This window comes from Parvimonas micra (genome assembly GCF_021300775.1).
Lineage (GTDB): Bacteria > Bacillota > Clostridia > Tissierellales > Peptoniphilaceae > Parvimonas.
On sequence record NZ_JAJTJP010000003.1, the window covers coordinates 28,798 to 50,448 of the forward strand.

General features: G+C 26.2%; 21 protein-coding genes. All 21 read right to left on the reverse strand.

Going from position 1 to position 21,651, the window contains the following annotated elements; all coding sequences use genetic code 11:
* Positions 1–76: 76 nt before the first annotated feature.
* A complete protein-coding gene (locus LW893_RS05365) occupies positions 77–739 on the reverse strand; it encodes a phosphate ABC transporter ATP-binding protein (RefSeq protein ID WP_233056276.1) in 663 nt (220 codons plus the stop codon).
* Positions 711–1,568, reverse strand: a complete 858-nt coding sequence (locus LW893_RS05370; protein WP_233056277.1) for a PstA family ABC transporter permease — start codon at positions 1,566–1,568, stop codon at positions 711–713. Before LW893_RS05370 ends, LW893_RS05365 begins: the two co-directional genes overlap by 29 nt.
* Positions 1,555–2,418: a phosphate ABC transporter permease subunit PstC gene (gene pstC / locus LW893_RS05375; protein WP_233056278.1), complete on the reverse strand. Its 864-nt coding sequence runs from the start codon at positions 2,416–2,418 to the stop codon at positions 1,555–1,557. The genes LW893_RS05370 and pstC overlap by 14 nt, the downstream gene beginning before the upstream one ends.
* A 54-nt stretch (positions 2,419–2,472) precedes the next feature.
* Positions 2,473–3,405, reverse strand: a complete 933-nt coding sequence (locus LW893_RS05380; protein ID WP_233056279.1) for a phosphate ABC transporter substrate-binding protein — start codon at positions 3,403–3,405, stop codon at positions 2,473–2,475.
* A gap of 111 nt (positions 3,406–3,516) precedes the next feature.
* The gene (locus LW893_RS05385; protein ID WP_233056280.1) at positions 3,517–4,164 is read right to left on the reverse strand and encodes an HAD family hydrolase; all 648 of its coding nucleotides are present in this window, start codon (positions 4,162–4,164) and stop codon (positions 3,517–3,519) included.
* A gap of 1 nt (position 4,165) precedes the next feature.
* Positions 4,166–5,245, reverse strand: a complete 1,080-nt coding sequence (locus LW893_RS05390; RefSeq protein ID WP_233056281.1) for a hypothetical protein — start codon at positions 5,243–5,245, stop codon at positions 4,166–4,168.
* Entirely contained in the window at positions 5,246–6,388 is a 1,143-nt protein-coding gene (gene hemW, locus LW893_RS05395; RefSeq protein WP_233056282.1) for a radical SAM family heme chaperone HemW, read from the reverse strand.
* Positions 6,389–6,433: 45 nt separating this feature from the next.
* Positions 6,434–8,242 carry a translation elongation factor 4 gene (gene lepA / locus LW893_RS05400; protein ID WP_233056283.1) on the reverse strand — a complete coding sequence of 603 codons (1,809 nt, stop codon included), beginning with the start codon at positions 8,240–8,242 and terminating at the stop codon, positions 6,434–6,436.
* Between the two features lie 3 nt (positions 8,243–8,245).
* On the reverse strand, positions 8,246–8,818 hold the full coding sequence (lepB, locus tag LW893_RS05405; RefSeq protein WP_233056284.1) for a signal peptidase I: 573 nt from the start codon (positions 8,816–8,818) through the stop codon (positions 8,246–8,248).
* A 40-nt stretch (positions 8,819–8,858) separates the two neighbouring features.
* Positions 8,859–9,395 (reverse strand): chromate transporter, encoded by a 537-nt coding sequence (locus LW893_RS05410; RefSeq protein WP_233056285.1) that lies wholly within the window; start codon positions 9,393–9,395, stop codon positions 8,859–8,861.
* A 9-nt stretch (positions 9,396–9,404) separates the two neighbouring features.
* Positions 9,405–9,926 (reverse strand): chromate transporter, encoded by a 522-nt coding sequence (locus LW893_RS05415; RefSeq protein WP_233056286.1) that lies wholly within the window; start codon positions 9,924–9,926, stop codon positions 9,405–9,407.
* A gap of 1 nt (position 9,927) precedes the next feature.
* On the reverse strand, positions 9,928–10,728 hold the full coding sequence (gene prmC, locus LW893_RS05420; RefSeq protein WP_233056287.1) for a peptide chain release factor N(5)-glutamine methyltransferase: 801 nt from the start codon (positions 10,726–10,728) through the stop codon (positions 9,928–9,930).
* Between the two features lie 14 nt (positions 10,729–10,742).
* Positions 10,743–11,234, reverse strand: a complete 492-nt coding sequence (locus tag LW893_RS05425; protein WP_233056288.1) for a hypothetical protein — start codon at positions 11,232–11,234, stop codon at positions 10,743–10,745.
* A 163-nt stretch (positions 11,235–11,397) separates the two neighbouring features.
* Positions 11,398–11,844 carry a transcriptional regulator NrdR gene (gene nrdR / locus LW893_RS05430; RefSeq protein WP_233056289.1) on the reverse strand — a complete coding sequence of 149 codons (447 nt, stop codon included), beginning with the start codon at positions 11,842–11,844 and terminating at the stop codon, positions 11,398–11,400.
* Positions 11,844–12,899: a cell division protein FtsZ gene (gene ftsZ, locus LW893_RS05435; protein WP_233056290.1), complete on the reverse strand. Its 1,056-nt coding sequence runs from the start codon at positions 12,897–12,899 to the stop codon at positions 11,844–11,846. Before ftsZ ends, nrdR begins: the two co-directional genes overlap by 1 nt.
* Before the next feature lie 80 nt (positions 12,900–12,979).
* Positions 12,980–14,623: a cell division protein FtsQ/DivIB gene (locus LW893_RS05440; protein WP_233056291.1), complete on the reverse strand. Its 1,644-nt coding sequence runs from the start codon at positions 14,621–14,623 to the stop codon at positions 12,980–12,982.
* 2 nt (positions 14,624–14,625) lie between these two features.
* Positions 14,626–15,738 carry an undecaprenyldiphospho-muramoylpentapeptide beta-N-acetylglucosaminyltransferase gene (murG, locus tag LW893_RS05445; protein ID WP_233056292.1) on the reverse strand — a complete coding sequence of 371 codons (1,113 nt, stop codon included), beginning with the start codon at positions 15,736–15,738 and terminating at the stop codon, positions 14,626–14,628.
* Position 15,739: 1 nt separating this feature from the next.
* The gene (locus tag LW893_RS05450) at positions 15,740–16,807 is read right to left on the reverse strand and encodes an FtsW/RodA/SpoVE family cell cycle protein (protein WP_233056293.1); all 1,068 of its coding nucleotides are present in this window, start codon (positions 16,805–16,807) and stop codon (positions 15,740–15,742) included.
* Positions 16,808–16,842: 35 nt separating this feature from the next.
* Positions 16,843–18,168 carry a UDP-N-acetylmuramoyl-L-alanine--D-glutamate ligase gene (gene murD, locus LW893_RS05455; protein ID WP_233056294.1) on the reverse strand — a complete coding sequence of 442 codons (1,326 nt, stop codon included), beginning with the start codon at positions 18,166–18,168 and terminating at the stop codon, positions 16,843–16,845.
* Between the two features lie 13 nt (positions 18,169–18,181).
* Entirely contained in the window at positions 18,182–19,153 is a 972-nt protein-coding gene (gene mraY, locus LW893_RS05460; protein WP_233056295.1) for a phospho-N-acetylmuramoyl-pentapeptide-transferase, read from the reverse strand.
* Positions 19,154–19,168: 15 nt separating this feature from the next.
* Entirely contained in the window at positions 19,169–21,592 is a 2,424-nt protein-coding gene (locus tag LW893_RS05465; RefSeq protein ID WP_233056296.1) for a penicillin-binding transpeptidase domain-containing protein, read from the reverse strand.
* Between the last annotated feature and the right edge of the window lie 59 nt (positions 21,593–21,651).

Sequence of the window (21,651 nt, forward strand, 5' to 3'; positions counted from 1 at the left end):
AAAATACTTAAGCTTTTAATTTTTCGCAAAAAAATATTCTGTTATTTTATACCCAACTAAAGTATAATTTTAACATTTAAACTAATTTTTTATTTTCTATTCTAATTATTCTATCTGCAAGTCTATTCGCTTGTTTTTCATTATGTGTTGAAATTATTATAGTATATTCTTTTGAAAGTTCTTTTATTAGAGATTCAATTATTATGGAATTTTTTTCATCCAAAGAAGAACAAGGTTCATCAAAAATCAAAACTTCAGGGCAAGTTGTAAGCATCCTAGCAATACAGAGTCTTTGTCTTTGTCCTCCGGATAATTTATATGGAGAAAGATTTAAATTATCTTTAACTTCGTCATATAAATTTACACTTTCTAGAAGTATTTTTACTTTTTCTTTTTTTTCTTTAATTTTACCATCATAAAATTCCATTGCATAAGTAAGATTTTTTTCTATTGAAAAATCAAAAGGTTTAGAGTCTTGAAAAAGTGTAGAGATTTTTCTTTTTAGTTCAATTGTTTTAATATTTTTAATATTTTCTCCTCTAAAAAAAATATCTCCAGTATAGCTACCACCATTTTCTATTAAAAACCCATTCAAGCAAGAAAGTAATGTTGATTTTCCAGAACCAGAACTTCCCATTATACATATTATTTCATTTTGCTTTATATCTAAATTAATATCTTCTAGAATATTTTTTTCTTTGTAGAAGATACTAAGATTTTTTATTTCTAATATATTCAACTATTTTACCTCCAATATTTCTCATTATAATTTCAGATAATAAATTTAGTACTATTAATACGCCAATAAGAACCATTGCAGTAGCATAAGCTTTTTCAGTAGCAACAGATTGACTAAGCAACATATGCAAATGGAACGGTAAAGCCATTATAGGCTTTAACAAACCACTAGGCTTTGCCATAAATACAACCCCAGTTAAAAGTAATGGTGCAGTAGCTCCTATAGCATAACTACCAGCTAAAATAGAAATAGATAGTATTTTATTAGAAATTATTGGTAAAATAAGTTTCCTACACATATAAATTTTATCAATTCCTAAGGAATAACTATCTCTAATACATGTTTTATCAAATTCTTCAATTAATTTTTCAACATTTAATTCTACAAAAGGAAAAACCATAAACGAAAGAGCTATACTTGCAGTAAATAGACTTTTTGGAATATTTAAAGTTACAATAAAAAATCCATACACAAAAAGTCCAATTATAATTGATGGAATTGATGATATACATTGAATAAGAAAACTTAAAAATGTTTTTACTATTTTTGATTTACAAAATATCTTATTGTAAATAGCAAAACAAATTCCTAGTAAAGTTGAAAAAAACATAGACAGAATCATTAATAAAAATGATCCTATTATAGCATTATTTATTCCACCTTCAACACCTAATGGCATTCCTTTAGGATTTTCTGTTAAAAATTTTAAATTAATTCCTGAAACTCCATTATAAAAAATAAAAGAAAATATTAAAAAAATTGTTGAAATAACAATAAAAATAGATACAAAAGAAAATATTTTTATTAAATTATCTTTAAATCTTATCATAACTCCTACTCTTTCTATTAACTAAAAATATTATAATATTAATGATTAAAACTAAAATCAAAAGCGCAAAACCACTTGCAAAAAGGGCATAATAATGTTCACTATAAACTTCACTCATCCCAATTTCAAGTGCTATTAGAGAAGGTATTGTTTGAGCTTTTGATAGTAATCTCGGAAAAATTGGGGCATTACCAATTACCATCATAACAGCCATAGTTTCCCCTATTGCTCTAGAAAAAGAAATCATAAATCCTGTTAGAATTGAATAATTTAATTTTTTAAATACTATCTTTCTAATAAAATACTCTTTACTTATTCCTAAAGCATCTGAATCTTTCTTATATTTTGCTTTTATAATTTCAATAGTCTCTACAAGATTAGATACAAAATATGGCAATATCATAATTGATAAAATAATACTACCAGCCAGTACACTTTCTCCTGCGGAAATCTTAAATATTTTTTCTAAATTTTTTACAATTATAATCATTCCAAAAAATCCATAAATTATAGATGGAATACCAGCTAAAATATTTATTAACCACATAAGTATTACTCTTGATTTATTTGTATAAAAACATATAAATAAAGCTGTTCCAATAGCTATAGGAAGAGATATAATACAAGCTAAAATGGATATTAAGACACTGGCTAATAAAATATTAAATATTCCAAAACTTCCATAAATTTCAGTTGCATCCCAAACTTTACCAAAAATAAAATTTAAAAAATTATTTTTTAGAAAAAAAGGTAAAGATTGATTATATAAAAATATTATCAAAGTAAATAAAAGTAAAATAGTAAATAATGTAAAAATATAGACTATATTTTTAAAAATCTTATTTTTCATAACTACTCCAAAAAAGAGGAATACTAAAAAGTATTCCTCAGTATTTTCCTTAAATTATTTGCTAGGAATGAATCCCATGTTTTTTATAACTTTCTTTCCTTCTTCAGATTGAAGTAAATCAACAAATATCTTTTCTGTTTGAGTTAATTTCCCACTCTTCATAATAATTAATGGTCTTGAAATATAATAACTATTATTTAAAATATTATCTTCTGTAGGTTCAACATTATCAACTTTCATTGGAATTAATTTTCCTTTATTTTGATTAGTTATACCATAAGATGCATATCCAATAGCATTTTTGTTTTCAATAATTTTTGCAACTAATGCACCCATTGAAGGAGCTTGAATTGCATCTTCTCTAACTTTAACATCTTTCATTATTTTCTTTTGGAAAACTTCATGAGCTCCACCGCCTAAATCACGTGTTACAACTACTATTTCTTCATCAGGTAGAGAAGGATCTACTTCTTTCCAAGTTTTATATTCGCCAGAAAAAATCTTTATAATTTCTTCCTTAGTTAAATTTCCATTTTTTGCTTTTAATATATTGTTATCAGGATTTACACATATACAAAGTGCATCTATTCCTAAAGTAAATGATTCTAAATCTTTAACTTTTTCTTTCTCTGAATCTTTTATATCACGAGCTAACATTCCAAAATTAGCTACTTTATCAAGTACTGCTTTAACACCTGCTCCTGAACCGCCAGAAGAAACAAAAATAGTTATGTTTTCTTTTGGTAATGAAGAATCTACTTTATCCCAAGTTGTGTACTTTTCAATAAAATCAGTTGCTATTTTACTGATTACAGGGGCTAAAGTTGAAGAACCGCTAAAACTAATTTGAATATTTACAGAATCAGATTTAGTTTCTGTTTTACTTGCTTCTTCTTTCTTTTCAGTATTTTGCTTTTGTCCTGAACAAGCTGTAAATAAAACACAAACTGCCAAAAGCATTGTTAATTTTTTAAAATATTTTTTCATAATACCCTCCTAAAATTAATACTTATATATATTTTACAATAAAGAATTTTTATTGTAAAATAAATTTTACTAATGGAAATTTATTATTGATAAGAATTTCTTATTGTAATTTTATTTCATTTTTGATTGTAAAAATTCTAAAACCTCTCCTAAATCTTCAAAGATAAAATCTGCCTTTGATTGATCTTGACCAAAATAGTGGTCTTTTAGTGCTATTACTTTTATATTTGCATTTTTTCCTGCTTCTATTCCCATTGAAGAATCCTCAATTACAAATACATCTTCATTTGAAACTTCCAAAACTTCACAGGCTTTTAAATAAACATCAGGATTTGGTTTGCTTTTTTTAACTTCATCTGAACTTATGATAAAATCAAAATATTCTAAAATTTCACAGGCTTTTAGTGCCTTTTCAATTGTCTTTTTAGGACTTGAAGAACAAACCGCCGTTTTAATTTTGTGTTCTTTTAAAAATTTTAGTATTTCTTTAACATTTGGTTTTAAAATTGATTTATAATCTATTGGATTTTCTGAAAAATATTTTTTATTTTCTGCATCAATCTCAGAAATAGAATACTTCCTATCTAACATTTCAAAAAGCAAATTATATGTTCCTTCCATATTTGTACCTATTAATCTATAAGTATCTTCTAGTTTCCCATTAAATCCTTTTTTTGAAATCCAATCAAATGTTCCTTTCATATAAAACATTTCTGAGTCTATTAAAACTCCATCCATATCAAATAATATTGCTTTCATACTAATTTCCTCTATTTTTTAAACAATCATAATTTTTAGCCATATATCTTATTAATTTTAAATAATTATCTTTGTATTTTTTATTTCTCTTATGTTTAATTATATTCTTTATAATCTGAGTTATGTTTTGAAAAGCTAAAATTATTATCATAAATAAAAATACAATCATTCCCACAATTACATATGTCTTTAAATCTTCTGATTTTGTAATATTGTTTTTTCCTATAAATATAGTAATTTTAGATGCAATAGTACTTAAAATTAACCTTATACCAGCAAAAAAAGCTGAAATAAAAGATGATATTAAAATTGTTGAAATTAAACCTGTTTTTATTACAAAAGCTATTGCTACTTTTGCACCTCTACTAAGAGCTTTTTGTAAAAATTCAAATGAATTTATATTAACATTTATGTTTTTTTCAAGTAAGAAATTTTCCCTAACTAAATCTTCTTCTGTTGGAAATTTACTAAAAATAAAATCTTCTAAGTATTTTAATTTCTCATGATTGGTTTCAATATACTCTTTAAAATCAACATTCAAAAATTCTTTAAGTTGTAAACTATAGCCATAATATTCATCATCAAACCAATTATCTATATCATTACTTTTTGGTAATTCTTCCACTTTATTTTTAAATAATTCTTTATTTATACTATATAGTACAAAGAATAATTCTAAACTTAAAAATATAACATATGAATAATTAACCAATGTTAAAAAGTGATTATAAAATATAAAATCGTATTTAAATATAGAAATGTATAAAATCAAAATTAAGTTAAAGAAGGCTAATATTTTAACTAACAAATTTAGAGGATACAAAAACTTAAGCTCATATTTTGTAAATTTATTCAAAATAAAATAAATAGTATTCATAAAATTAAATATAATTATGAATCCCAATAAAATTTGTGAAAAATTAAAAATATAAGAAAGTTGGAATTCTAATACATAAAATGAACTTATAAAATATAACAAGTAAATACAACACCATAAACTATTAAATATAGTATTTATTTTTTTCAATAGTTTTTCGTATTTACAATTAATATTTTCTAATATATTACTTAATAAATTCATTTAATCGCCTACTTCCTTTACATTACAATTTACAAAAAAACTATCCATTATATCAAATCCTTTTTTTGTAAAATATATTCGATCATTTTTAATTTCAATTACATTATTTTCAAGACCTATTTTAACAGCATCTTTATTTTCATCAAGAAAGTCTGCTTCAAAAAGTTTATTGTAATCAGAAATCAAAAATCCTTCCTTTAATCTCATATTCATTATAATATATTCAAATTTTTTAGTATTAATATCAATTTTTTCACAAAAGTCTATTGGAATATTACCTTTTTCAAGTTCTTTTATATACTTTGAAATATTAACTGTATTTGAAAATCTTTCATTATTAAAATAAGAATGTGATGAAATACCAAATCCTAAATATTCTTTACAATTCCAATATTTTTTATTATGAATTGACTCTTTTCCATTTTTAGCAAAGTTGGAAACTTCATATTGTTTTAGTCCAATATTTTCTAATTTTTCAACTAAAATATGATACATTTTTCTCTCAATATCTTCGTCTAAAAAGTTTAGTTTTCCTGCATTTTGTAATGCTTTAAATTTTGTTTTTTCTTCAATAATTAAAGCATAATAAGAGATATGTTCCGGATTAATACTTTTAACAATTTCTAAATCATATAAAATATCATCAATATTCTGATTTTGATAGCCAAAAATTAAATCTATATTCAAATCAAATCCAAATTTTTTTACTAATTTTATGCTATCAATCGCTTCTTTTGAGTTATGATTTCTTCCGAGCTCTTTTAATATTTTATCATTAAAGCTTTGTACTCCAATTGATAGTCTATTAATTTTTGACTTTTTATAAAACTCTAATTTTTTATCATCAAATGTTTTTGGATTTGTCTCAATTGTAATCTCAATATTTTCTAAAACCGTAAATTGTTCTCTTACTTTTTCTAAAATTTCAAAAATATATTCACCGTCTATAAAACTTGGAGTTCCTCCTCCAATAAAAATAGAATCAATTAAAAATTCTTTATTTCCTTTTAATTCAATTTCTTTTTTTATAGCTTCTACATATTCTTTTATTTTTGAATTAGCACCCTGAAAAGCAGTAAAATCACAATAATTGCAAATTTTATCACAAAAAGGGATGTGAATATATATTCCTAGTTTTCTCATTTTTCTCCCATTAGGCAAAAAGCCTATTATATAATAGGCTTTTATCTATTTTTCATCATATTTTAATACTGCTAAGAAGGCTTGTTGAGGAACTTCTACACTACCTATTTGTTGCATTTTCTTCTTACCTTCTTTTTGTTTTTCAAGTAATTTTCTCTTTCTTGAAATATCTCCACCATAACATTTTGCAAGTACGTCTTTTCTCAAAGCTCTGACTGTTTCTCTAGCAATAACTTTTGATCCAATTGACGCTTGAATAGGTACTGCAAATTGATGTCTTGGAATTTCATCTTTTAATCTTTCAACGATATTTCTTGCTCTATCATAAGATTTTTCACGATGGACAATTATTGAGAATGCATCAACTAAGTCTCCATTAATTAAAATATCTAGTTTTGCTAAGTCAGAACGTTGATATCCTTTCAATTCATAATCAAGTGAAGCATATCCCTTTGTTTTAGATTTTAATGCATCAAAAAAGTCATAAATAACTTCATTTAATGGCAAAATATATCTTAAGCTAACTCTATGTTGGTCAAGATATTCCATATTTTCAAAAATACCTCTTTTATTTTGACATAGATCCATTATTGTTCCAACATAATCTTTTGGAGTCATAATATTTGCTTCAACAATAGGTTCTTCCATATATTCTATTTCTGTTTCTTTTGGTAAATTACTTGGATTTTGAATTTCAAGAATTTCTCCTGTTTTCTTTGCAACTTTATAAATTACAGATGGAGCAGTAGTTATTATATTTAAATCAAATTCTCTATCAAGTCTTTCTTGGATAATTTCCATATGCAATAATCCTAAGAATCCACATCTAAATCCAAATCCTAATGCAACAGAGCTTTCAGGTTCAAAAGATAATGAAGCATCGTTTACTTGAAGTTTTTCTAATGCTTCTCTAACACTGTTAAAATCTTCACCTTCAGCTGGATAAATTCCGCAATAAACCATTGGAACAACTTTTTTATATCCTGGTAATGCTGAGTCAGTCATATTTTCGTAATCAGTAATTGTATCCCCAACTCTTGCATCTTTTACATTTTTAATACTAGCTACAACATAGCCTACATCTCCAGCTTTTAATTCTCCAGTTTGAACATTTCCAGATGCTGTATATCCTACTTCTGTTACTTCAAATTTACCCTTAGTTGCCATCATATAGATTGTCATGCCTTCTTTTAATGTTCCTTCTACTACACGAACATAAGACACAACACCTTTATATGAATCGTAATATGAATCAAAAATTAAAGCTTTAAGTGGAGCATTTTCATCTCCAGTAGGTGCCGGAACATTATTTACAATATCTTCTAAAACATCTTCAATATTAAGTCCCTCTTTTGCAGAAACTAATGGTATTCCATCTGTATCAAATCCTGTTATATCTTCTATTTCTTCCTTTACTTCATCAATTCTAGCTGATGGTAAATCTATTTTATTTATAACCGGTAAAATTTCTAAATCTTGTTCTAATGCTAAATATACATTTCCTAAAGTTTGTGCCTCAACACCTTGAGTAGCATCTACTACTAGAATAGCACCCTCACATGCAGCAAGACTTCTTGAAACTTCATATGTAAAATCAACATGTCCCGGTGTGTCTATAAGATTTAAAACATAAGTTTCTTCATCTTTAGCTTTATAGAAAAGTTTAACAGCTTTCAGTTTTATAGTAATTCCTCTTTCTCTTTCAAGATCCATACTATCTAAAACCTGTTCTTCCATTTCTCTTTTGCTCATCATTCCTGTTTTTTCTATTAATCTATCTGCAAGTGTAGATTTTCCATGATCTATATGTGCGATTATAGAGAAGTTTCTAATATTTTTTTGATCTATCTTCATAAATTACTTTAACCCTCCTAAATTATTAAAAGGATAATATCTAAATATAATTTTACCAACAATATCAGATCTTGGAATAACACCTAAATCTCTACTATCTCTACTATTTGATCTATTATCCCCCAAAACGAAAACATATCCTTTTGGAACTTCCCATTTTGTAGTTTCACTATGTGGTGTAGTAACTTCTGTACTAACATAATCTTCTTCCAATTTTTTCCCATTTAAATAAACTCTATCATTTATTAGTTCAACTGTATCACCTTCAACAGCTATAACTCTTTTTAGATAATATTTTTTAGATTCTGGAACATAAAAATCAATAACATCTCCACGAGTAATATTTTTTTTCATAAAAAATAATTTATTAACCATAAGTCTATCCCCGTGATTTACTGTTGGATTCATACTTCTACCATCTACTATTGTACTTGTTACAACAAATGTTTTTATTCCAAAACTAATTAAAAGTGCAAGAACAATAATTTTTGCATAGTCAAAAAAAGTTTTTACAAAACTACTATCTTTTCTATCTTTAAACTCATTTTTTTCTTCATCAAATCTATCGTCTATCATAACTTCCTCCAAAATAAGTTACAAGTATTCCATTAAATTTTTAATGCTTATCTACTAAAAATTTACAATATAAAACATATCCAAATCCACCAAAAAATATAACTAGAAATGGACTAATCTTAAAATAGCTAACTAATATTAAAACAACTAACCCAATTACATAATGAAATGCTTTTAATTGTGTCTTCTTACCAAGAATTACTACTGCTGAAGCTAAAACCGCAACTAAGGCAGGTTTAACAGCAATAAAAAATTTTTTAACATAGTAATTTGTACTCATATCTTTAAAAAATATTGCAATTAAAAGTATTGATAAAAATGCTGGTAAAATAGAACACATTAAGCAAACTATTGCTCCTTTTATACCTTTTATTTTATATCCAACAATAATACTAATATTACAACCTAAAACTCCAGGTACACTTTGTGCTATACCAAGTGCATCTAGAAATTCTTCTTGTGTCATATATTGTTTTTTTTCTACAATTTCTTTATTTATAACTGGAATCATCGCAGCTCCACCACCTACAGTTAGAGTGCTTATCCATAAAAATGTCTTAAATAATTGAAATAACATTGTTGCCTCCTAAATAATCCACATTCCAATAAATCCAGTTACAAAAATAGCAATTATTGGATGTAAATTTTTAAAAGTTGTTAAATAAAAAATAATTCCAAATACAATAAACGAATAAATTGTATAAAAATCTGAATCTATTACTGAAACACAACTTGATGCAATTAAACCAAGTACAACAGGTCTAATTCCAATAAAGAAATTTTTTATATGTATATTGTTACTAAATTTTTTCATAAACATTACAATCAAAGTTATTAAAATAAAACTTGGTAGAATTACTGCTAATGTAGCAATTATAGATCCTATTACTCCATTACCAACAGTATAACCCACAAATGTAGCAAGATTTATAGCTATTGGTCCCGGTGTTACTTGTGAAATTGTTACAAAATTTATAAAGTCAGACATTTCTATCCAACCATATTTATCTACAACAAGAGATATAATCAATGGAATCATAGCATATCCGCCACCAAAATTATATGCTCCTATAAATAAGAATACCAAAAATAAGCTAATTAAAATCATTTTATCTCCTCTTAGCTATTATAATTCTATCAAAACCTGCAAAATCTTTTTTTTGAAACAAAATTTCAAATCCATTATCAATCAATAAATTAGAAATATCTTCCATTTGATTGTATCCAATTTCAAAAGCCAAAATACCATTATTAGATAAATAGTTTAAAGAATCAGTTATTATTTCTCTATAAAAAAACAATCCATCTTTTCCTCCATATAAAGCATTTTGAGGTTCAAATGATAGCTCTTTTTCTAATGTTTTCATATCAACTTCATCTATATAAGGTGGATTTGAAACTATTATATCAAAATTATTATCCTTAACATTTGAAAAAATATCACTTTTAAAAAATTCAACATTTTTTAATTCTAATTTTTCTTTATTTTTTTTAGATAAAGTTAGTGCATCTTCACTTATATCTATTCCATAAATATAAGAATTTATAAGATTATCAGCTAAAGCTAGACTAATAGCTCCACTTCCACAACCAATATCTAAAATTTTATCCTTATTACAATCCATTTTTAAAATTTCATCAACTAAAATTTCTGTTTCAAATCTAGGAATCAAAGCTGATTCATCTACATATAATTCTAATCCATAGAATTCCCATTTCCCAAAAATATACTGTAATGGATAATTTTGTTTTCTCTTTTCAATTATTTCTAAAAACTTATCATATATTTCATCAATACAAAAATTTAAATCAGCTTTTAATTCAACCAATTTTCTTTCAGTTAAAAATTCTAAAATTAACCAATTCTCATTTGTATCTCCATGTTTTTTAATTAAATCTTTTATATTCATATAAAACTCCTAATCTAAGAGATTTTTGAATATAAATCATAGACAAAATTATAAAAATCATCTGAAACTGTTACATAAAAAGTATACTCATTATATTTTAAAGTAGCTGTTTTATCTTCAGCAGATAATGATATTGTAAAAACATTATTATTGCTCTCAAAATTTATTGTTAAGTCTATTGTTCCCATAGTAAGATTAGAATTAGATACAAATTTTGTAAAATCTACTTTTGCAATAACATCATCCATTAATTTTTTATCTTCAATTATATATTTTTTATCGCTATCAGCTTTTGTAATAACTATTTTATTTAACTCTTGAGAAGATAAGTACTTCTTTTCGATTTTTAAAACATCATTTTTATTTGCATCAGTAACAATATAATATTTTTCTCTTTCTTTTCTTAATTTTGCTCTTTCTACGCTGGATTGATAAAAAATTGTTCCTAATCCTAAAAATTCGATGACTAATACTATAATAACTATAGGTCTAATATTCTTTTTCATAAAGCTCTCCCTAATATAATGATAATAACAAATTAAAACTTTATTAATCCATTATTATTTTATCATAATTTGAGAAAAAAATAAATTAAAAATAAGTAATAATAAGCTAAATATTCATATTTTTTAGAATAATATAAAAAAAGAGGTGAATTTTCATTCACCTCTAAAATTCTTTTTGTAAATACTCCAAAAATGCTTTTTTATCTTTAAAGTCTTTATATACAGCAGCAAAACGAACATATGAAACTTCATCAAGTGATTTTAAGTATTTTAAAACCAATTCTCCAATCTGAGTAGATTTAATTTCATTTTTATAATTTTGTCTAATATCCATTTCAATACTATCGATAACAGATTCTATCTCTTTATCTTGTATATTTCTCTTTTCACAGCATTTTTTTATACCAGCAAAAACTTTATTTCTTGAGAAAATTTGTCTTGAACCATCTTTTTTTAATACAAAAATTACAAACTCAGGCATTTTTTCGTAAGTTGTAAATTTATAATTACATTTCTCACAAACTCTTCTTCTCTTTACATAAGTTTTATCATGAGAATTTCTAGAATCTAAAACTCTTGTAGTTTCTGCTCCACAGTTAGGACATTTCATTATCTTAAGAAACTTGGAATGTCTAAATCTAATCCGTCATCTTTTTTATCTAATACAGATTTTTTTTCAACGCCAGATGATCTTCTAATTCCACCTGATACAAGAGGATCAAATCCAGTTGCAATAACAGTAATCTTAATATCATCTCCTAATGATTCGTCAATACCTGTACCAAAGATTACATTAGCATCTCCATCAATAGCTTCTCTAATTAATTCAGCAGCTTCATGTGCTTCTAAAAGACCAACATTTGCAGCTGTAACATTAAGAAGAACAGCTCTAGCTCCATCAATAGAAGTTTCAAGTAAAGGACTATTAATAGCCATTTTTGCAGCTTCAATAGCTCTGTTTTCTCCACTTGCTCTACCAATACCCATATGAGCAACACCTTTATCTTCCATTACTGATTTAACATCTGCAAAGTCTAAATTAATTACACTTGGAACAGCTATTAAATCTGAAATACCTTGAATACCATTCATTAAAACTTCATCTGCCATAGCGAATGCTTCTAACATTGTAGTTCTCTTTTCAGCAATTTGAATTAATTTATCGTTTGGAATTGTAATTAAAGTATCAACTTTTTCTTTAAGAGCTTCAATACCTTGTTCAGCTTGGATTGCTCTTTTTCTTCCTTCAAATGTAAATGGTTTAGTAACTACACCTACAGTTAAAATCCCCATTTCTTTTGCAATTCCTGCAACAACTGGAGCAGCACCTGTACCTGTTCCACCACCCATTCCAGCAGTAACAAATACCATATCTGTTCCTTCAAGAGATTTCATTATTTCTTCTTTACTTTCTTCTGCAGCTTTTTCTCCAACTGATGGATTAGCTCCAGCTCCAAGTCCTCTAGTTAATTTTTCTCCAATTTGGATTTTTGTTTCTATATCAATAGAATTTAAAATTTGTCTATCAGTGTTTACTGCTACGAAATCAACTCCTCTTAAACCAGATTGTTTCATTCTTGAGATAGCATTATTTCCGCCACCACCGATACCAAATACTTTAATCTTTGCTAAATCATTTCCATAAACTTCCATTTCAAATGCCATTATTATTTCCTCCTATGTTATTTATACTTAATTATTTAGATAACCATTTTTATTATACTAAATTTTCAAACAAAATTCTACTATTTTTTAACGATTATTGGATTATCTCCAACATTTAATATAATTTCTTTTGCATTTATTCCTTCTAATTGTATTTTTTTAATTAAAATTCCAATTATTTGAGTTTTCTTTGCATAATCTTTTAAATCTCCAAATATAACTTTGAAAGAATTTTTAAATTCTAAAACAATTTCTGAATCATTTGTAAAGTCTATACTAACAATATCAAAGTAATATTCCTTTGTTATTATATCAAGTAGAAATTTAACTTTATCCTCATCATCAGAGAAGTTTTCTCCTACTTTTAATCCAGTTCCAGGAATACCTTTCAACTGAATTCCAGAAGCTTTAGAATTATCAGTTGCAACTTCTTTAACTTTTCCGTAGTTATCTATTGTTGTCAATCCGCTAGCCGTATTGATATATGCACTTACATAATTTTCTTTAACTTCTATTTCTAAAATATTAGGAAAATTCTTCTTAACATTTACACTTTCAATATTTGAAAGTTCTTTTAAGTTTTTCTTAATTTTACTTGTTGAAACCAAGAATATATTATCTCCAATATTTACTCCACTTTTAGAAATTAAAATTTCTTTTTCGTTTGCTACATTTCCAACTACATTTATATAATCTATTTTAAATAAATCATGAGTTAAACCAAAATAAACTGATATTGCAAAACATGCTAATAAAAATACTAATAAGAATTTACAGAATAATCTAAACCCTCTTCTTTTTTTCTTTTTATTACCTTTCTTGTCTATATAATATTCATCTTCTTCATCTTCTTCATCAAAAGAAAACTCATCTGTAGTATCCTTCAAATCTTCATAATAATCTGGTTTTTGATTTACATTTACAAAAGCTTGTGTCATTGTAGTATCAACTTCGTCTAAGCTTCCAAAATCGTCATCATCTTCTTCAACTAATTCATTATTTTCGATTATTTCTTGATTCTTTTCAAATAAAGAATCATAATTTCCTTCATTACTTGATAATTCATTATTTGCAATACTATATCTATTGAATATTGAATCTTCTTCATTACCATCTACAATAGGTATTTCAGAATTTTCAACTCCATCTCCAAACTTATCTTCAGGTTGAACCTTAATTTGTTGAGTTTCTTCTAAAATATTTTCTTCTTGTATATTATTAGATTGAAGATTATCATTTTTACCTTCTTCCGCTTGTTTATCTAATTCACTTTCAACATTTGGAACAATGTCTTCTTCTGATTCTAAACTTCCAAAATCATCATCGTCATCTTCATCTAATACTTCTTCATATTCTTCTTTAGATTCAAATTCTTTGCTTTCACTAATATCCTTAAGAATTTCTTCTTCCTTTTCATTTACTATTTCAACTTCATTTTCTTCTTTAGCATCAATTTCGTCAGGAATTTCTTGAAAAACTTCGTCTTCTAAAATTTCTTCAGATATTAATACCTCATTTTTTGTTTCTTCAGAAGAAGTATTTTCTTTCTCGTAATTTTTCTTATCAAAATCTACACTTTCAAAATCTTCAAAGAATGATTCGTCAATAGTATAACTCTTAGATTTCAAATTATCATATTCATAAAATTCATCATGCTCTGAACTAACTTCATCAGATCTCTTTTTTACAAATATTTTTGGCTTTTTCCCGTTATTACCAGACATCCTTATCTCCTCCCTTTAAATTTATCATAAAAAATTGAAACAAAATCGCTTACTGCATTTGGTGTTGCAAATTTCTTTGCGTTTTCTTTCATTTGTTCAAGTTTATTATTATCAAAAACTATTTTTTCTATATTTTCCCATAATAAATCTGAATTCAAATCTTTTTCAAGAATTAGCTCAGAAGCTCCTATATCTTTATAGGCTCTAGCATTATATTCTTGATGATTTTCAGTAGTATAAGCTTTCGGTATTAATATACTAGCCAATCCAATTTTTGAAATCTCAGCTAGTGTTATTGCTCCAGAACTTGTTATTACTAAGTCTGAAACTCCGTATGCTTTATCCATTTCTATCATATAAGGTAAGATTCTTACATTCTTACCAATTTTAATTTCTCTTTTATTTACTTCTTCTATGAATTTATCATAATTTTTTTTACCAGTAACATGAATTAAAGATATTTTTTCATTATTATTAAATTTATCTAGAATTCCTATTACAGCTTTATTTAATTCTTCACTACCATTACTTCCTCCAAAAGAAAATATATTTTTAGTATTTTTATCAAGTCCAAAAAACTCTAATGAACTCTCTCTATCTAATACTTCAAATCTATTTCTTATCGGATTACCTGTTACAACACATTTTTCATTATTTTTAAAGAATTTAATGGATTCCTTAAATGTAACAGCCATAGCGTCAACATATTTTGACAATATTCTATTTGTAATTCCAGGGTAGCTATTTTGTTCGTGGAATATTGTATAAATTCCAAGTTTGTGTGCTTTATATAAAACCGGTCCCGTTACAAATCCTCCAGTACCAATAACTACATCTGGTTTGAATTCTTTTAATATTTTCTTTGCTTGAGACAGTCCTTTTAACAATACAAATACTGACTTAAAAAGTTTTAAATTAATTTTTCTAGGAAGTCCCATTACTTCTATTGATTTATAGTCGATATTTAAGCTTGGAATCAATTCACTTTCCATACTATTTTTCGAACCTATATATAAAATTTCTATATTTTCATCTCTTTTTTTTAATTCTTCAATTATTGCAACGGCAGGATATATATGTCCTCCTGTACCTCCACCTGTTATTACAACTTTCATATTATCTCCCTTTAGTATCATGTCTTACAATTCCCAAAATTATTCCAATCATTATTGAAGTCATAACCAAAGATGAGCCACCATAACTAATAAAAGGTAAAGTAACTCCTGTAGGAGGAATTGTTCCTGTAGCTGTTCCTATATTTACCAATGTTTGTAGTCCTATTGAGAAAGTTATTCCAAATATTACCATTTGTCCATATAAATTTTTAACATTTCTTGCAATCATTATTCCAAGGTAAGCTAAATAGATATATACCCCAATTAAAATTACTGACCCTACAAATCCAAATTCTTCTGCAATAGTTGCAAAAATGAAGTCATTGTGTGCTTCGGACAATGTAAATTTTTGTCTGCCATTTCCAAGTCCAACTCCTAAAATTGAACCATTCGTTATTGCAAAAAGAGATTTTATTAATTGCCATGATTTAGAATCTCTGTATTTTAACGGATTAATAAATGCTTGAATTCTACTCGCTCTACTATATCCAGAATTTAACTTATATATAACACCAGCGCTAGCAAGTACAATTCCCATTCCAGAAAATAATAATACTTTTTTATCCATTCCAGCAATTACATACATTGCAGTTAAAGTTCCTATAATTATTAATGTAGTTGAAAAATCCGGCTGAATCATAACTGAAATAGATGATACAGCTGCAATTACAAAATATTTTAGAAATATATTTCTAAAAGTAAAATTATTCTTATATCGATCAATAACATATGCCATCATCATAATTGAAGCGATTTTCATAAAGTCAGAAGGCATAAATGTAAATCCACCTAGTTTTATCCATCTTCTAGCATTATAAATGTTCATTCCAAGTGGTGTAAGCACTAAAAATCCCATAAGAAATACAGCAATAAAAATTTTCGGACTTTGCTTTCTAAATTTTAAAATATTTATATGTGAAAATAAAAGCATAGATAGAATAGAAATAGCAACAAATATCACATGTTTTCTTGTAATTTCTATTTCATTTCCTTTTATTCTATAGCTATATGGCCAACTTGTACTAAATACCATTACTACTCCAAAAAGAAGTAATAGAAATACAACCATAATTAGCCTCTTAGTATATTTGTCAATTTTATTCATTATAATCCATTTACCAACTTTTTAAATAAATTTCCTCTTTCTTCATAGCTTTTAAACATATCCCAACTAGCAGACGCAGGTGAAAGTAATACATTGTCACCACTTTTTGCAAGTTCAATACATTTTTCTACTACTTCTTTATAATCATTAACTAATATATTATTATCAAATCCATTTTTCTTTGCAGTTTCATAAAACTTTTGTTTTGTATCTCCAACAAGAACCAGAGCTTTTACTTTACCATTAAAACTTTCAAATAAAGGGTTAAAGTCAACATTTTTGTCGTACCCACCCAATATCAAAATTATTGGTTTTTCTAATGCTTCTACAGCTTTTATAGTTGAATCTACATTTGTTCCTTTTGAATCATTATAAAACTTAATTCCATTAAATTCTCTAACGAATTCAATTCTATGTTCAACGCCACCAAAATTTTTACATGCAAAAATAATAGTATCTAGATTTATACCATAATTATAACAGATTGCGATAGAAATTAAAACATTTTGAGCGTTGTGTTTTCCTAAAATTTTTAAATCTTTCATAGAAAATAACATTTCGTTTTTATGATAAAAATTATTTTCTCTAAGATAAAAATCTACACTATTATCTTTCAATGAAATCTTTGTAATATTTGTATTTTCAACTTTTATATTATTTAAAATTTCATCATCAATATTTAAAACTAGATAACCATTTTTATCCATATTTTTAAATATTTTTAGTTTATCTTCTATATAATTTTCATAACTTCCATGCCAATCAATATGATCTGGAGTGATATTACCGATTGATGCAACAGTAGGCTTAAAATTTTCAGTATTATGAAGTTGAAAACTGCTTACTTCAATAATATTAACAGTTTCTTCATCTGAATTATAAATTTCCCAAAGCATGCCGATTCCAATATTACCAACTACTTTTGACTTGATATTTGCCGTTTTGAAAATTTCTCCCACTAAGCTTGTTGTAGTAGTTTTTCCGTTTGTACCTGTAATTGCAATAATTTTTCTTTTTGGAAATAAAGAGTATGCTAATTCTAAATCTGTATAAATTGGAACTTTTTTAGTTTCAAAATATTTTATTACTTCATTAATCGGTTTGATTCCTGGACTTTTAACTATAAAATCAAAATCATATTCTTTATAATTTTTAATAAACTTAAAATTAAAATCCTTAATTTTTTCAAAAACACTTCCTAATTCTGATTCTTCTTTGTCATCATAACAATAAACATCAGCCTTTAAAGAACTAAGAGTTTTTATAGTTGAGATTCCAGATAAACCTAAACCTATAACCAAAACTTTTTTATTTGCAATTTCCATAAACTACTCCTAATTAAATGCTATAAAATAAATTCACAGCTATTATTGATAATATTCCACTAATTACAGCAAATGCTGTAACAATTTGTGGTTCTTTATATCCTTTTAATTCATAATGATGATGAATAGGACTCATCAAGAAAACTCTTTTTTTATTTCTTGTCTTATAACTTACAACTTGAATAATAACTGATAATGCTTCTATTACATAAATTCCACCAATAATTGGTAAATAGAAAATCATTCCATTTAATATACAAATTGTTGCAATAGCACCACCTAATGCCATTGAACCAGTATCTCCCATAAAAACTCTTGCAGGGTATGAATTAAATAATACAAAACCCATTAAACTAGCCATAAACACTAATGAGAATACTCCAACACTTGGATATCTTGATGAGCTTATAACTGCTAGTCCTAAAAATACAGGTATTGATACTGAAGATGAAAGACCATCTAGGCCATCTGTCAAATTTGTCGCATTTGCAGTTCCAATCATAACAAAAATAACTATTGGGTATATTATCCATCCAAAGTTAACAGGATTCTTAACAAAAGGTACTAATTGATATGTTAAATCTGTTCCTACAACTAATTCAATAAAAATAATTACAACTATACTAATTACAAATTGAATTATCAATTTTTGAATTTCAGTAAGTCCTAAAGATCTCTTCATAACAAGTTTAAAGAAGTCATCTAAGAATCCAATGAAAGTAAATCCTAACATTCCAATTAATACTGAAAAAACTTCTCTTGAAAAATTACCTAAACAAAATGTTGTAAGTATAATTGCCACAACAAAGAATACTCCACCCATCGTTGGTGTTCCTGCCTTTGATAAATGGCTTTGAGGACCATCATCTCTTATATTTTGACCCAGTTTAAACTTTCTTAAATAAGGAATAGAATACTTAGCTATAATCACCGTTAGAAAAAAGCTAACTAAAACACTCCATAGTGTATAATTTGATATTCTCATTGTTCATCTCCTAAATTAGTCTTCAAATGTAAGCACTATTTCTTCATCTTTAGAAATATAGCTTCCTATTTCTTTACTTGAAGATACAAATTTACCTTTACCACCTGAAGTTTTATATTTGTATCCCATCTTATTTACAACATTAATAACTTGTTGATATGTCATTTTTGAAAAATCTACAACTAATAATTTTTCGTTTTCATCGTCTGATAATGTCAACTTAATTGTACTTCCATCAACAACACTATTTCCAGGATCTTCACTTTGTTTTGTTACAACAGATTTTGAAGAGCCTGATCCGTCAATTGTATAATTTAAATATTCTTCTTTTAAAATTTCAGAAGCATATTCTAATGTTAAACCTCTTACATCTGGTACCCTTGTTTTTCTAACTAATCCATTTTCATCATTTGATTTAGCAATTTGTTTATACTCAACAATTTCTTCAGCTAATTTTTTCGCTAGTGGTGCACATACACTTGTACCACCAACATTCACCTTAGGTTCGTCAAAAACAATTAAAATACTATATTTTGGATTTTCAATAGGAAAAGCAATATACAGTGATGCAATTGTCTTTTTATCATCATATTTACCATTTACAGTTTTTATTGTTGTACCAGATTTTCCCCCAATTCTAACGCTATTGGAGTATACTTTCTTAACAATACCATCTGTTACGCCATGTTCCATTATTACTCTCATTTTATCACTTGTTTCTTTGGAGATAATTTGATTTTTAACAATGGCTTCATTTTCTTTTAATTTAATTTTATCTTCTGAATCTTTTTCTACATTTTTTATACTAATTTGAGGCTCTAATAAATAGCCTCCATTAACAACTGCATTTGCAGCCATTATCATTTGAATTGGAGTTACAGCTAAGCCATGACCATAACTCATTGTTGCAAGTTCAGCTGCCCCAATGTCAGATAAAGATTTTGGTATTTGTCCAATTGATTCTCCTGGTAAAGTTATTCCAGTCTTATTTCCAAAACCAAAAGCATTTATATATCTATAAAATTTTTCTTTGCCTAAATGTCTAACCATTTGTACGAAAGCAGGGTTACAACTATTATCCATTGCTTCTGTAAAAGTTTCTTTACCATGAGGATTTTGCCAGCTAAAACATCTAAGAGTAATTCCGGGAATATCTTTTATAAATCCATTACAGAAAAATGTTGAATCTAAAGTATCTGTATTTTCCTCTAAAGATGATGCCGCAGTGATCAGCTTAAATACTGAACCAGGTTCATATGCGTCACTAACAGCTGGGTTTCTCCACATACCATATACTTTTTCTAATTTTGCTTTTTCATCTAAATTTTCAAATTCTTTAAGTGCATCTTCATCAAGTGGAACAGTTGGATTATTAGCATCATATTTTGGAAAACTATCCATTGCAATAATATCACCATTTGTTACATCTGAAACTATAATACTTAATTTTATTGGCTTTTCTAAATCAAAATACTGTTTTCCATAATCCGAAACATATTTTTGAATTGTGCTATCAATGGTTAAGTATAAATCTTTTCCATCTTTTGCTTCTACTACATCTTCTACTGATTTATTAAGGCTTTCTCTAATAACTCTCTTTGAGCCATTAGTTCCAGCTAAAGAATCATTTAAATAATTTTCGATTCCACTTTGTCCACCATTTTCACTGGCATGACCAATAACAAAAGGTGCTAAAGTTCCGTCTACATAAGTTCTACTTTGTTCTATTTCTACACTAATAATAGAAGAATTTATATCTTTAATTTCTTTAGCTACTTCAGGGCTAATACTCTTTTTAATTTTAAAATTCGTTCCTCTATCAGCTCTATCAAATACTTTTTTCTTATCCAGCTCAAGAGCAGAAAATATTTCATCTAATTTCTTTTCTTCTGTTTCTCTAGCTTTTTGAGAATAAAGTTTAAATTTATCATATTCTAAAATAGAAAAATAAACTTCTTTACTATTATTGACACTTATAATAAGAGAATTTTTAGATTTCACAACAGAACTTTGTTCTTCTGTAATATCTTTTTTAATTAATAAATTATTATATTGATCAGCTTTTTCAAAAATTTCTTCTTTATTTAATTGTAAAATATCAAAAATTTTATCTAATTTTTCCGTCTCAGCATCTTTATTCTTTCCTGTAGACTTTTTATAACGATTATAATCAAAAGTTGAAAAATATCCATTATATACACTAATACTTTTTGCTAATATATTTCCATTTCTATCAAAAATAGAACCTCTTTTAGCTTCAAGTTCTGTATAACTAACAGAATCTTTAAATTCTTCAACACTATATTTATTTCTTGAATATAATTGTAAATATGCCAATTTGGTAATTATTATACTGAAAAGTATTATAAATACAAAAAATAAAACAGCCGAACGAGAAGAGACTGTTTTATTTTTAATACTATATTTCTTATTTTTCATTTAAACTCCCCTTGTCTAAGTTTAATAAGAATCCCACCCATTCCTTGATGCTTAGCATC

Excerpts from the sequence above, each read along its gene's own strand:
- LW893_RS05415 (WP_233056286.1), bottom strand. The coding sequence starts at position 9,926 with ATGATTTTAATTAGCTTATTTTTGGTATTCTTATTTATAGGAGCATAT.
- LW893_RS05440 (WP_233056291.1), bottom strand. The coding sequence starts at position 14,623 with ATGTCTGGTAATAACGGGAAAAAGCCAAAAATATTTGTAAAAAAGAGA.
- pstC (WP_233056278.1), bottom strand. The coding sequence starts at position 2,418 with ATGAAAAATAAGATTTTTAAAAATATAGTCTATATTTTTACATTATTT.
- ftsZ (WP_233056290.1), bottom strand. The coding sequence starts at position 12,899 with ATGGCATTTGAAATGGAAGTTTATGGAAATGATTTAGCAAAGATTAAA.
- lepB (WP_233056284.1), bottom strand. The coding sequence starts at position 8,818 with ATGATAGACGATAGATTTGATGAAGAAAAAAATGAGTTTAAAGATAGA.
- LW893_RS05385 (WP_233056280.1), bottom strand. The coding sequence starts at position 4,164 with ATGAAAGCAATATTATTTGATATGGATGGAGTTTTAATAGACTCAGAA.
- LW893_RS05410 (WP_233056285.1), bottom strand. The coding sequence starts at position 9,395 with ATGTTATTTCAATTATTTAAGACATTTTTATGGATAAGCACTCTAACT.
- mraY (WP_233056295.1), bottom strand. The coding sequence starts at position 19,153 with ATGAGAATATCAAATTATACACTATGGAGTGTTTTAGTTAGCTTTTTT.
- hemW (WP_233056282.1), bottom strand. The coding sequence starts at position 6,388 with ATGAGAAAACTAGGAATATATATTCACATCCCTTTTTGTGATAAAATT.
- murD (WP_233056294.1), bottom strand. The coding sequence starts at position 18,168 with ATGGAAATTGCAAATAAAAAAGTTTTGGTTATAGGTTTAGGTTTATCT.
- nrdR (WP_233056289.1), bottom strand. The coding sequence starts at position 11,844 with ATGAAATGTCCTAACTGTGGAGCAGAAACTACAAGAGTTTTAGATTCT.
- lepA (WP_233056283.1), bottom strand. The coding sequence starts at position 8,242 with ATGAAGATAGATCAAAAAAATATTAGAAACTTCTCTATAATCGCACAT.
- murG (WP_233056292.1), bottom strand. The coding sequence starts at position 15,738 with ATGAAAGTTGTAATAACAGGTGGAGGTACAGGAGGACATATATATCCT.
- LW893_RS05390 (WP_233056281.1), bottom strand. The coding sequence starts at position 5,245 with ATGAATTTATTAAGTAATATATTAGAAAATATTAATTGTAAATACGAA.
- LW893_RS05380 (WP_233056279.1), bottom strand. The coding sequence starts at position 3,405 with ATGAAAAAATATTTTAAAAAATTAACAATGCTTTTGGCAGTTTGTGTT.
- LW893_RS05425 (WP_233056288.1), bottom strand. The coding sequence starts at position 11,234 with ATGAAAAAGAATATTAGACCTATAGTTATTATAGTATTAGTCATCGAA.
- LW893_RS05370 (WP_233056277.1), bottom strand. The coding sequence starts at position 1,568 with ATGATAAGATTTAAAGATAATTTAATAAAAATATTTTCTTTTGTATCT.
- LW893_RS05465 (WP_233056296.1), bottom strand. The coding sequence starts at position 21,592 with ATGAAAAATAAGAAATATAGTATTAAAAATAAAACAGTCTCTTCTCGT.
- prmC (WP_233056287.1), bottom strand. The coding sequence starts at position 10,728 with ATGAATATAAAAGATTTAATTAAAAAACATGGAGATACAAATGAGAAT.
- LW893_RS05450 (WP_233056293.1), bottom strand. The coding sequence starts at position 16,807 with ATGGTTGTATTTCTATTACTTCTTTTTGGAGTAGTAATGGTATTTAGT.